The 12,880-nt window shown below is 45.1% G+C and carries 11 protein-coding genes; 1 reads left to right on the top strand and 10 read right to left on the bottom strand.

The features are described 5' to 3' along the window. Positions 1-38: 38 nt before the first annotated feature. Positions 39-1,070, top strand: coding sequence for a BMP family ABC transporter substrate-binding protein (locus tag ACOJUR_RS14880; RefSeq protein ID WP_420950420.1), 1,032 nt, complete (start codon positions 39-41; stop codon positions 1,068-1,070). Between the two features lie 189 nt (positions 1,071-1,259). Here ACOJUR_RS14880 and ACOJUR_RS14885 read toward each other — a convergent pair whose 3' ends face one another. The 10 genes from ACOJUR_RS14885 to ACOJUR_RS14930 all read right to left on the bottom strand — a co-directional run bounded on the left by ACOJUR_RS14885 (position 1,260) and on the right by ACOJUR_RS14930 (position 12,867). Then, positions 1,260-1,460, bottom strand: coding sequence for a hypothetical protein (locus ACOJUR_RS14885; protein WP_072873321.1), 201 nt, complete (start codon positions 1,458-1,460; stop codon positions 1,260-1,262). Then, positions 1,457-2,230 carry a COG4280 domain-containing protein gene (locus tag ACOJUR_RS14890; protein WP_072873366.1) on the bottom strand — a complete coding sequence of 258 codons (774 nt, stop codon included), beginning with the start codon at positions 2,228-2,230 and terminating at the stop codon, positions 1,457-1,459. The genes ACOJUR_RS14885 and ACOJUR_RS14890 overlap by 4 nt, the downstream gene beginning before the upstream one ends. A 7-nt stretch (positions 2,231-2,237) precedes the next feature. After that, positions 2,238-3,392: an ABC transporter ATP-binding protein gene (locus ACOJUR_RS14895; protein ID WP_420950421.1), complete on the bottom strand. Its 1,155-nt coding sequence runs from the start codon at positions 3,390-3,392 to the stop codon at positions 2,238-2,240. Between the two features lie 48 nt (positions 3,393-3,440). After that, positions 3,441-5,168, bottom strand: a complete 1,728-nt coding sequence (locus ACOJUR_RS14900) for an ABC transporter permease (protein WP_420950422.1) — start codon at positions 5,166-5,168, stop codon at positions 3,441-3,443. Next, a complete protein-coding gene (locus tag ACOJUR_RS14905; RefSeq protein WP_420950562.1) occupies positions 5,149-6,237 on the bottom strand; it encodes an ABC transporter substrate-binding protein in 1,089 nt (362 codons plus the stop codon). Before ACOJUR_RS14905 ends, ACOJUR_RS14900 begins: the two co-directional genes overlap by 20 nt. Before the next feature lie 155 nt (positions 6,238-6,392). Beyond that, positions 6,393-7,787: a sugar phosphate nucleotidyltransferase gene (locus ACOJUR_RS14910; protein WP_306953629.1), complete on the bottom strand. Its 1,395-nt coding sequence runs from the start codon at positions 7,785-7,787 to the stop codon at positions 6,393-6,395. A 110-nt stretch (positions 7,788-7,897) separates the two neighbouring features. Continuing rightward, positions 7,898-9,271 carry a hypothetical protein gene (locus ACOJUR_RS14915; protein ID WP_306953630.1) on the bottom strand — a complete coding sequence of 458 codons (1,374 nt, stop codon included), beginning with the start codon at positions 9,269-9,271 and terminating at the stop codon, positions 7,898-7,900. Between the two features lie 75 nt (positions 9,272-9,346). Further along, positions 9,347-10,495, bottom strand: coding sequence for a class D sortase (locus ACOJUR_RS14920; protein ID WP_420950423.1), 1,149 nt, complete (start codon positions 10,493-10,495; stop codon positions 9,347-9,349). A gap of 3 nt (positions 10,496-10,498) precedes the next feature. Beyond that, positions 10,499-11,917 carry an SGNH/GDSL hydrolase family protein gene (locus tag ACOJUR_RS14925; RefSeq protein WP_420950424.1) on the bottom strand — a complete coding sequence of 473 codons (1,419 nt, stop codon included), beginning with the start codon at positions 11,915-11,917 and terminating at the stop codon, positions 10,499-10,501. 113 nt (positions 11,918-12,030) lie between these two features. Next, positions 12,031-12,867: a hypothetical protein gene (locus ACOJUR_RS14930; protein ID WP_072873313.1), complete on the bottom strand. Its 837-nt coding sequence runs from the start codon at positions 12,865-12,867 to the stop codon at positions 12,031-12,033. Positions 12,868-12,880: the final 13 nt, after the last annotated feature.

Here is a 12,880-nt window from a genome sequence, read left to right on the forward strand (position 1 = left end):
CGCAAAGAAGCACATTAGGCACAGCGGAGGGATGTACGATGAATCAACATTGGATACGTTACTTTGCGGTAACCGCTGTTACACTATTGGCTGTTAGCGGTTGCAGCGTGCCCAGACAACACCAGCGCAACGGCACGAATACAGAAGTGAAAGCAACAGGGGCAAGAGCGCTCCCTTTTGAAACCGTGTTGGTCACCAATAGACAAGGTATGAACGATCTCGGTGCAAACGATGGTGCCTGGAATGGACTAGTTAAGTCGCATGAGATGGCAGACACTCAACCAGGCGTCGTACAATCTCATACAGTTGCGGATGAAATGAGCAATCTCGAACAGTTGGGCGAGCAGCATGTTCAATTCATCGTAGCTTCCAGTGGAGTTCGAGAATCTGCTGTTCGAGCAGCTGCCAAGAAATATCCACTTACGCATTTTCTGTTGCTGGGTCAAGCAACGACAGGTCAAGCGAATGTTGCTGGTGCTGTTTTTGACACTCAACAGGCAGCATACGCCATGGGATATCTGGCAGGTTTAGCAGACAAGTCAAAGAATATGAATAAGCCCCAGAAAGTAGCAGTTCTCTATAATTCACAAAGTGCACAAGAATTAGCGAATGCTCATGCGTTTGCCAAGGGATTTTCACAAGCATATCCAGGACAAAAGCCTATGCTCATGCGTCTCCCGACTCCGTTTGCATCCATGTCTATCCAATCTGCCATCCACAACGCTACGGAAAAGGGAGCGTTTTTGATATATGGCGCAGGCAACGTGGAAACAGGACCACTCTTACAAGCAGCCGAAACTTCATCTCTACAAATTATGAACACAGGTTACGATGCGGCCAGTAGATTCCCACAACATGTACTTGCCAGTTTAGTCCCTCAGTACAATTTAGCTGTAGAGAATGCAGTTTCAGAGGTCGATCACAATCAATTCAAGAGCAACACAGCCACTTACAACTTGCAAAACCACGGCGTTGTCGTTAGTGTAAGTCACGATTGTCCCATGGAATGGTCGATTGCTGAAGACCGAGTTTTGCAATCTTTTGGGACAACCAGTGTTCGTCATACCTGACCTGAATTTAAACGCCAAGCACGCCGGATATGAGAGTTAAGGGAAGTTTTGTATACCAGGTTTATTGTGACGCAAAATCGAAAACAAAAGGGGCTGTCCCTCAGTTATGGACTGATTTGCGGACAACCCCTGTTTCATCTTGCCAAAGTCAGATTACATATGCATCATCAAAAGTAAGTTTAAAAAATGTTACTTTTTCGTCTTTAAACGCAACTGATGAGAGACTGAAACCCACAAAGAAACCATCAAAGATAGCCATAAAATACCTGCCGCTATAGTGTGATGATGCAAAACAGCAGAAATTGCAGCTAGCAGGATGCCAACAACTAAAATAGAAGCAAGGCGCCCATCATCTACTAGAAGTCCCCATAGGGTTTTCAAAACACTCATGATTGGCTGACCTCCCCAGGAGTTTGCGATGAATCCTCTCCATGCGAAGAACGTAGAGCTCGCTTACAACGAGTGACCAATATATATGAGAGCAGGAGCAAAGTTACAATTAAATAAATAATAGACAAATCCTGATTAGGCCACCGGACATGAAAACTTTCTCCTAACCAGTAGGTTCCGAAAGAGGTGAGCATAATGCCGACAATAAATTTCATTGTGTTTTCAGGAATTTTAGATAAGGGCTGCTTTGCAATGATACCGAGTAAGATGACAACAACCGTGGCTATAAGAGCGCCAAGCACAGCGGATGAAATCGAATGCGAGGCCAATCCGAATGTGATGACAATAAAAATAGCCTCAAGACCCTCTAAAAATGTTCCGCTAAACGTTGTGGCAAAGGCAAATCGATCTATACCAGGCTTTACTTCTCCAGCCGCCTTCTGACGCTGTACTTCTTCTTCATAGCTTTCGGCTTCATTATGCAATGCTTTCAGTCCCGCATAACGAAGAATTGCCTTGCGTAACCAACGTATACCAAACAGCAGCATAAACAAACCAACCATCAACTGCACCCAAAATAAATCAATCACCTTAGCTAAAGGCGCACCTATCAGCGTAACCAAAATCGCTAAAACCAAGACAGCAGAGAAGGCGCCAAGCAGCGCATTTTTCCACCCGCGAATGGCCGCTACGGCGAGAACAATGGTCAACGCTTCAATGAATTCCACACCTGTACCTAAAAAGCTAGAGAGAACAGCAAACCCGTTCATGAATAGATCACCCCAATTTTTTTTGGTATCGTGACTGCTCACTCTCACCTCCTGCAACTAAGGTACAAGATTTCTTTTCCGTCCATACCCATACCCTACTCTTTATGGGGTACGCTTCTGACTGCCAAACCTCTAAAATTTCTTTTCCATGAGGCAACAAGATTTCCACTTTATAAAGCCACTGTGCTCCATGATAAGCTCTTTGCACAATGACACCTGTCCAGCTAAAAATATGATCGCCAGAAGAGAGGGACGGATGAAATCTGTCCTTCCATTCCACAGTTCCATCATAAGTATGGAGATGTAAGTGATGAGGACGGAGGAGAAGCAAGTACGGCATACGCTGGACAACTTTTTTGCCATCAAGCAACATCTGATATCCTTTCCAGTCTACCATAATCGATGAATGATCTGAACGTACAACTTGTACGGGTAAAACATTGGCAGCTCCCATAAAATGCGCCGCAAAAGCCGTACCGGGCTGAGTATACAGCCCTTGAGGAGAACCTGTCTGTTCCACTTTTCCCGCATTCAACAGTACGATATGGCTAGCCATGGACAAGGCTTCAATTTGATCGTGTGTCACGTAAATGGTTGTCGTCTTAGCTGCAGATGAAAATTCTAGTATTTCCCAGCGCATTTGTTCACGCAATTTAGTATCTAAGGAAGAAAGAGGTTCATCCATCAAAAGAATCTGTGGATTTGGAGCCAGGGCTCTGGCTATAGCAATTCTCTGCTTTTGTCCTCCTGAGAGTTGATGAACCATAGCATGTCGATATTCCTGCATGCGAACCAGAGAAAGGACTTCCTCCACACGATCGACAATCTGTTGGCGAGGCAATCTTTTCACCTTAAGTCCAAACGCAACGTTTTCAAATACCGACATATGTGGCCAGAGTGCAAAATCCTGAAACACCATACCCACATTGCGCACTTCTGGTGGTACAATATAACCGGGTCTAGCCCAAACCTCTCCAGCAACTCTTAATTCACCTGCTTGAATGTCTTGAAACCCTGCTAAAATCGACAGCAATGTGGTTTTTCCACACCCTGATGGACCTAATAGAGCTAAAAAAGCCCCAGAAGGAATATTCAAGGTAATGTTTTGTAAAACTTCTTTGTCTCCATAGCTTTTACTCACTCCCCGAAACTCAATCAGCATAGGGCATATTCTCCTTTCGCATGTCTAACGTACCGTTCAACAAAGTTTCTACTCGACTCCAACAGAGTTGGAAGAACGTAAAAGCATAGACTCTACCCATCTTCCCAGCATATACAGAAGGAGTACAATGATGAGTCCAAGAATGGACATTGCTGACCCCCGCGCAAATTCAAAAGCATTGAATTTCTGTTGAATCGTCTCTGGAAAAGGTGGCGAACCTGGTGGATAAAGCAAAGATGAGGCAGGAAGCTCAAACATTGTGCCGGTCATGGTCATAAAAAATGTTGAGACCGTCGTCGTTCGCACCAATGGCATGACAATTTGTGCAATCACTCGCAAGTTGGAAGCACCTAAACTAAATGCGGCAGTCGCAAGATTCCCAGACACTTGCTGCATGCTCCCTATCTGCAAACGTACAGCGTACGGCAATGAGCCTGCTAAATAAGCCATACCCAGACATATCGGCGTGCCGTAAATGACGAAATGAAGTGGAATAAGCCATGTTGCATTGTAAGCAAAGATGAAACCGGCTGCTAAAACAATACCCGGAACTGCAATGGTAGCTATCATTAACAAATTGATAAATTGATTGATTTTAGAGCGACGAAACATCATCTGATAGGCCAAAAAAAGCCCTAAAATCATCGTTAAAAATGCATTTGTCAACGCGTAGACCAACGTGCGTAAAAGCGCTTGAAGACCACTGCCTCCTGGTTTGAATAGACTCTTATAGTGGACTAGCGTCCAACTATGGGCATCAAGATGAGTCACATAATTTTTCAAAAGTGATTGAATGATGGTCGATCCGATGGGTAAAAAAAACGCTAGAAAAAGTATAAAAAAAGCCACAAGACTGAAACCACGATGATGGTTGCGTATTTCGGTTTGTTCTTTACTGTGTGTACTGATGGTGGCAAAAGAACGTGTTTTCAAAAAATGAAATTGCAGATAAAAAGCTAAGCCCATGATGACGATTAAAATCAGCGACAAACTGGCAGCTGAAGGATAATTTACAGGCGTCTGGTCTAGAGAAGCGTATATTTGATACGTAATAAGCGGAATGTGCATCTGCGGAGTGATGGCTGCAGCCATACCAAAATCTCCGAATCCTTCAGCAAACGCCAACGACGCACCCGCTAAAAGAGCTGGTAAAAGCAAAGGCAATGTAATGCGTCGCAAACGATACCCTGCATTAGCGCCTAATAATCGGCCTGCTTGTTCATACTCTAAGCCAATATTTTGAATGGACGGCACAAGAGCAAAATAAATAAAAGGAATATACCGCAAGGCCATGACCACAACGAGTCCTTCTTTTGAAAAAAACCATTGTGTCAATCCGTTTGGCAAATTCAACCATTCACTAAGAATACCTCCTTCTTGCATCAAACTCACCCAGCCCTGGGCGATGACATAGGAAGGAGCAAAAAAGACAATCCATACGGAAGTGTCTAAAATTTTGCCCATTTTCTTTCCACCACGAACTCTTGCAAAAGCAACCAACGTCGCCAAAAAAGTTGCCAAGATGGCAGAACCAGCTCCTAAAACAAGAGAATTGACTATGGCTTGCCCATTCAGAGGATTAGCAAAAAGTTGTTGCAAGGGCTGCCATGATGGTTTCCAAGACATAGGTGTATTAAAAACATTAGGAAATCCTACTTGAAGCAACAACGCTGCCAGCGGATAGAGAATGAGAAGAAAAAAAATCAGCAAACCGGGCAAAGAACCCAGCCCGCTGAAAAATGGCCTCCACTTCTGCTTATTCCGTAATGCTGTCATGGAACCATTCCTGAATTTGATTTTCCTGATTGGCAGCTTGTACAGGATTGACCCTTACCCAGTGAATACCATTTTGTTGTCGCGCTGGATTGGGAGATTCTCCTTGAATAATAGGATTAAAATATGAATCTCCTCCACCATTTTGCGGATTCAACATTACCTGTTGCCCTTGATGAGATAGAACAAATTCAACGAATTTTTTGGCTGCAGCCATATCTGGAGCGTTTTTATCGATGCCCAAAACATCCGGTAACGTGAATACGCCAGATGAAGGATAAATGATTTGAATAGGTGCGCCCTTCTCTTTTGCAGCTACTAATGCAGAATCCTGAATCATAATAGCCTTGACCTGACCTTTTTCTAAAGCCTGCAATGTGACACCATTGGTTGGAAATATTTTTAACCCATTTGCCTTTAGACGAGTGAAAAAAGCTTCCCCCTGCTGTTTGCCCATCAACTGTAAAATCCCCGCTACAAAAGGAAAGGTAGGTCCTGAAATAGCCGGATCGTTCATAGCAATCTCATTCTTCCAATAGGGTTTAAGCAAACTGCTCCAATCGGTAGGATATTCAGACGGAGGAACAAGTTTGGTATTGACAGCAATAGCTGCAGCTGCTGTTACACCACCTGGAAAATAGGCGTCACTAGAGGGAACCAATGATTTGCCCAGACTTGTATAGTTGTCATAATCGCTAGGCTTCCAGCCCTCCAGAAGCATCCCTTGATTGGCAAGCGCCTGCATGGTAGCTGCTCCATCAAACCAGGCAACGTCCCAATGAGGATTGCTTTTTTCAGCTTCCAATTTGGCGACAATCGTACCTGTTGAATTATCGTCTAGTTTCACTTGAATTCCTGTTGCTTTTTCAAACGCTTGAGCCATGGCTGAATCATAGCCTTGCGCTGAATAGAGCACCAATTGCTGATGACCAGTTGAGCTTACTGATGTAGTGTGGTTCTGTTTTTGACTGGCATTTGCATTTGTCGTGGATGCAGCAGTTTGACATCCTGATACCAAAAAGCCCAAACCTAATAATGAACCGAAAATACCCAACAATTTGCCATATCTCATGTTCAATCAATCTCCACTCCTTCTGTAGACATGCTTATGAACAAAACACGCGCAAACCCTCTAAAGGCTTGCGCGTGTAGACTAACAAATGAATATAAATGATAAATAAATTTCTCGTAAATATTTGTAAACTTATGATGAGGAATGTGTAAAGATTACAACACCGAAGTGGAGACGGCTATGGAGCTCTCTCGTCCTAAAGAACATGCCTCGACTATTTCGCGCCATTCCATATAGCGGCGCAAAATATCTTCTTCTATCAATTCACTTCCACGCTGTACTTCGACGAGTTTCAGTCTATCCAACGCACGAATGGCGTGCCACTGTTCAGCATATACTCGAACCACATCACCTGCACCAATGGGGAAAATACGATTGTCCAAAGCTACTTCTCCGTGTCCTTCTAATATCGTCCAAGTCTCCGTGCGATGGAAATGTTTTTGGTAGGAAAGGTTGCAACCAGGGGAAATTTCAATCCACTTGGTCAATACTTCTCCCTCTTCAAGTTTTTGATAATCAAGCACTCGATAACTTCCCCAGCGCCGTTCTTCATACATAGGTCTTCCTTGAAAAGGTTCGACCACATCTTTTAAGTGGGCGCTAGCCTCTTTATCTGCAACGAGTATGCCATCCGGTGTGGCCGCAATCATCATTCCCTGCACACCCAGCGCTACCACGGGAATACCCAGTTCGTTTAACACATGCGTCTCCTGGCAATCTTTTAGCACACCCGAACCAAGTAACGGCTGACTCATTTCTTCAGACAAACTCGCCCATGTACCTAAATCTTTCCATACTCCTCGATAAGGTAAAACGGCAATTTTTCCCGTTTTCTCTACAACTTCGTAGTCGAACGATCTTTTCGGCAACTCTAAAAATTGTCCTCGCAATCCTTGATAAGTGGCTTGATAACCTCTGCTTGACAGCCAATGGCGCAAAAAAGAAAGACGAAATGCAAACACTCCGCAATTCCATAAAGCGCCGCGGTCCATCAATTTTTGTGCAATATCTGATGAAGGTTTTTCCACAAATTGTTCCACCCACGCTATACCATCCGTGGATTCACCAGGAACAATGTAGCCAAATTTGCTTGTGGGCTCTTCAGGAACGACTCCCATTAATACCATATCGGCTGACGATTCCTGTAGAACTTGCTCCAAACGAACAATTTGTTGAAAATAATGATTCTCCACAAAATGATCAACTGGTACCACGGCCACCACTTCATCTGGTGAAATTCCTTCTCTATCCAACAGATATAAAGCAGCCAAGCTGATGGCAGGAAATGTATCCCTGCGAGCTGGTTCTTGAATAAAAGAAATTTCTCCCAGTTGACTTTGCACCAATTCCCACTGTGCTTTGGACGCACAAACATAGGCGTTATTTTGCATACCCACGTCTTCCAACTGCTTCCACACTCGTTGCAACATAGACACAGGTTGACCCGTTTCCTTGTCTGGCAGTACTTTAAGAAATTGTTTCGATCTCGCTTCATTGGACATGGGCCAAAGCCGTTTTCCAGAACCTCCGGAAAGAAGAATGATTTTCACACCAAACGCACCTTTCTTGCGCACTCTATGACGAGTAATAACCTAAAAAGTAAACCATCTGAATGAAAGTTTCGCCACGAACCTATTGAAACCTGCTGATGTGCTTCTCCCTACAATACCTTCGGCAACACAACGGCCTCATTTTGAACATGGGGTGTAAACCAGCGTATACCTATACTTGGAGCATGTCCGTCACTTGGAGAAACCACCAATTGACCATCAGGGATGCGTGTCGAGCCCACAAAGATGATGGTGTGCATGGGATGGGGTGTGTAAAACGTTATTCCTCTCAATTCAGACAGACTTGGCCAATGTTTACCAAACACCGGATCGTACAAAGGGTCAATATGAATTTCCAGCCACCGCCCCCGTTGAAGCAAATGATAGTGGAGTTGACTGTGAACCCGTTCATAAGTCAGTAATCGACTCGTTCGAGCCACCAATATTTTCCCATCATCCTGCCAGTGCGCCAAGGTCTGCAAAGCTTGGACCGCGTTTTTTGGAAGACAGAGAAATTCCTGATTGGCAGCTAAATGTTGAGCAACGACCACCGATTTACCTTCACGAACCAATTTTCTCAGATGCACAAGCGAAAGTTCATCATCCAAATCCCCCGCGGTCCACTGCCAAAGAACTTCTCCTCGACTGCCAATCTTTTCATGAGTATAACGAGAAAATCCGTACAAAATGGATCCATCCGGCATATGTACCGGTTTCATTACTTTTTTCAATCCAAAGGATGTACTGTCGATGTCTGTCCACATATAACGAATACCCAATTTACGTGTTACATCTAAATGATAGTACGGAGATTGCGGTACCGCTCCCATTTGATAATGAAAAAACGGGCGCAAATGACGGGAACCAAAGTTATCAACATTAGCCATATTACCGTGATCGATCCATACGGGAACCTGGACACCATCCGAGAGCATACGTTGAACAGCCTTTACTGCAAGCAATCGATGAAAACGTGTACCTTTTTCTGTTACGGTACTGAAATCGCCATAACTATGCAAACTGTCTATCCATCCACAGGATAGATAATGGCGAATTGCGCTAGCTGCATAAGGTTTGAGACTCAAGCCGTAAAAATAGGCAAGCTGTTGATGTAACGGAACACCGCCTACATCAATATTTCGTTGAATGTTGCTTCCGTTATAAATAAAAAAAGAATCGGCAATATCCAAACCAAGTCCCCGTCCGTATGGCGTCATATCATACGTGTTGAGAAACTGGTGAATTTGATTAAATTTGCGTAACGTCTGATGATCTGCGTCGCTGGCAATGGCTAACATGGCATGATAGGGATACGGATAGGGACGCAGTTGTACAGGCTGATTGGAGGATTCGAGAATTCTTCCCGGATGTCCAGACACACGCTTCCAAGGCACCATGCCATGCTCCTGGCAGGATGGCACCATAGACAGTGCCGAGATGAATCCGAGAGCAAGCAAAGCGAAACGTTGCCACGCTGAGCGCATCAAGGCCACTCCCTTCATCCATACTCCAGAGCAGTCAGGATCGATGAGAGTATGGCCTTAAATGGTCAGCCATAATCAGGGATTTGATTGCGATTCGGGAATAAATTGGAATGTGTGAAGTGTCACGACATTCTGTGCTGAAACACTGGCTTGTACGCGCAGCCATTCATTTTGGCCTGCTACGCGAATCTTTACGCGACCTTTGACCAACAAAAGACGTGTTCCTTGAACATCAAGTTGAACATCAAACTGGGATGCATAATGCACTTGTTGGATGGAATGATGCAGCAGGGGATCCATCTGTGTGATTTGTTTCTGCCAGGCAACAGGGATCACTTTTGCATCAGGATGAAGTAACGCGTAAAGTTCTGGGATTCGATTTTCTGCTGACATATGCACAAATGCCAGAAATAATTCTGTAATGGCATTGGCGGCGGACAGCGGCGCATTGCTCTGTTGATAGGCAGGAGAAGGATTGCCTGTGTATGTCAACGTGCCCATGGGTAATGGATTGTTGGCCAGTTGAATTTGTGGCGAATCCATAAGTTTTTTCGGCAATTGCACGCTGTAAATGTCACTCGTATGAGCAGCAAGTACGGATTGAGACGTAGCCTGTACAGCAACAAGCCGAGCAAAAACCAGATAGCGATAGGGTGTTAAATAGAGCGCATCGAGGGGATAACAAGCTTCCAAAATCATGCTGGGAGCTACCGTATTGGGTACGCTTTCACCCACATGTGCGATTTCATGTCCTGTAACCTGATATATATAGGTTTGTCCATAAGACTCAAATACCAGTTGGTCACCACTCTTCAGTCGATTGATGTGGCGAAACCAGGTTGCGTTGTGCGCGGCAATGACACTAGCACCAGGTTGTCCCGGTTCAGCACTGTTTTTTAGATGTCCAGCAGCTACATTGAGCACCGTATCGTCAGTTCCCTGCAAAACGGGTACGCGAACAGATAGACTTGGAATTTGCAGTATACCCATCAGGGGGGCGGATGGTACGCCCCCAAGAGATGCTGCTAACGCTGAGGCTGCAGGAGAAAGTGGAGCCAGAGACTGCCGACTGGAACGCAACATTTGTTTGGCTTTCGCCAATTCGGCTTGCCCAATAACGCGACTTCTCAGATAAAAAAATGGAATTCTAGCTGCTATGCCAAGCCCTATGACGCAGAGCGCAATGCCGATAATAGTCAACCAACGTTTGGAAAGCTTTTGCATGACTTACCTGCGCCGGGCAATCCGCAAAACACCCGCGCCAAATCCTAGAAAAGCTAATGCCATAGCAGCTTCCGGCAATACAGGAACTCCCGTAACTGGCTTGGTTGCTGAAACAGTTTGTATGACCGGTGAAAGAACCACATATTCACCTGGTGTAGAAACTGAGAACTTGACGCTGCCGGGTTGAAACGACGCCGTTTGCACCGATTGCCAACCACCGGGGGTTTTCTGAACCAATTCATCTCCTGTTTGCAGAGAAGGGAATTGTAATTGGACACTTAAAGGCGCTTTTAAGCTTGTATTGGCTGAAAGATTGAGGGAGAAACTGGTTACCACGCGATCGCCCGCTGGTATCATTCCTTGAACTTGCGAGGGAGGCAGACTCACAAACAGCACTTCTGATTTTGAACTCACTGCACCTGCAGATGCGGAAACGGTGTATTTGAGAGCACCCAACTGTCCGGTAACCACGCTGCCACTTGGTTTCATTTGTGCATCGGCGCTGACAGAAGACGTGACAGGAATGGAAAGAGGGCTAAGATGAGCTTTAGCCAGTGCTGACTCACCAACCTGTGCCAAAACTTCTTGTCCTTGCAGAGTGGGATGGACATCGTGCAGGTTTAGATCAACATATTCCAATTGATGACCGGCAAAAGCTGAATGCGCATGAGCTACAACCACTTTAGGGAAAGAGGCTGCCTCCTGGCGAATAATGTCATCCATCATTCCTTGAAATTGATTGGTCACCTGATGCAAGGGGCTACCAGAAGGAAAGGGATTATAGAGCGTATATAAAACAATGGGTGCCTGACTTTCTTTACGAATGGCAGCTAATGTGGCCTGCAAATTTTCTTTAAATTGGTCAACGAGCTGCATACCACTTTGCATCTCTGACGGCGTCAGTTGCAGCCCATAGGTGGTAGCAACTGTGGAAGCATCTTGCAACAGATTATAGCGAGCGGCAAAATGAAGTAAATCGTTGCTGCCAATGTCCAGTGTAATCAGACTTGCGTGTTGAATACTCGAAGAAATGTCTGGTTGTTGCAAATTGAGCAGCAAATCTTTTGACGTCCATCCAGGCACGCCAAGATTCGTAACAGAAAGGTGATATTGTTTTGCCATCCAATCAGGAAACGCTTCCACAGAGGGAGTTGTATTGCCAGCAGTATCTGGCAAGTTATACCCAAACGTAATAGAATCCCCCAGTGCCACCAAGGTGCCTTCCATGGGGGCTTGCGTTGCCGCCATAACCGTTGGTGCGCTCAGTAGCGCCACTAACCCTGCTGCACCCACTGCGCCAGCAATCAGGCGCGTAGTATGCTTTCCTTTCATATCCATCGCGCTCCTTTGACCCACTTTCAAATCCAAATTCGTAAAGAATACTTCAGTGACTGACACAATGTCTGCTTGTCTGTCTTTCATCATATACCAAATCATTGAAAAGAAGAAATAGTTAAAAAACAGCCTGGCAAGGATTCAATCATCCCTGCCAGGCTCTATCCGTATCTGCTCGATTTCTCAATGGCTTGAAACAGTTATTGTCCGTGCGCTACAGTAGCAGCAACCGGCGCAGAAAGTAAATCCTGCAACCAATCCCGCTCATGATGATCTGAATCTGTAAATACAATCAGGACCATATTATCTTCCATCCAATAGAAGTTGATTTGACCCTGTACACTATGAATAGATGATTTATCCAAATTCATGCCCTCAATTTGTTGTTGCAAATTCTGGAGTGTCTGCAGATATTGCAACAGGACAATCTCAATTTCTTCATCATAATCTCTGTCCGAAGCAATACTGTGTCCATTTTGATAGGCCATCCATCCGAGTACGCGAGTTTCTTCATGCAACTTGTAAAAGCGTTGAATCCAATCATCCAATTTTCCACTTTGCAATCCTTGTGAGACCAGACGGAATGGATGTCTATTTACAGGTACACGCTTGACCCCACTGGAAACGTTACTAGCAGAAGCAACAGGAGTCTCGTTCAATGAAGATGAGACAAACGGCTGATGAGCTAACGGCTCTGTTCGGTGTTCTTCAGTCATTCGCTCTACGTCTTCGAGAAGCAGCGATAAAAAATGTTGCACGTCATCCGTATCCACGTTACTGGTGGCTGCTACCTCTGTTTGAATGGGCGCTATCTCATGTGTCTGCGCCAGTTGGCGAAGTACGGTCGCCGCCTGCGAGGCCAGCGACTGTTCCTCCGGCTTCTTGGTTGGTTCTGCTGCCTGCGGCTCAATCATTTGCTTTAATACACGCTCCATAGCCACATCCAGCGAACTTTTTTCCGTTTTATGATGATGACCTGAAGTCTTGCTGTGCTCCAAATCTTCCAATACATTTTCCGCCAAACGTTGGATATCCATAGCTTCCATCCCC

Source organism: Alicyclobacillus tolerans (genome assembly GCF_048984885.1).
In the GTDB taxonomy this organism is placed as follows: Bacteria; Bacillota; Bacilli; order Alicyclobacillales; family Alicyclobacillaceae; genus Alicyclobacillus_I; species Alicyclobacillus_I tolerans.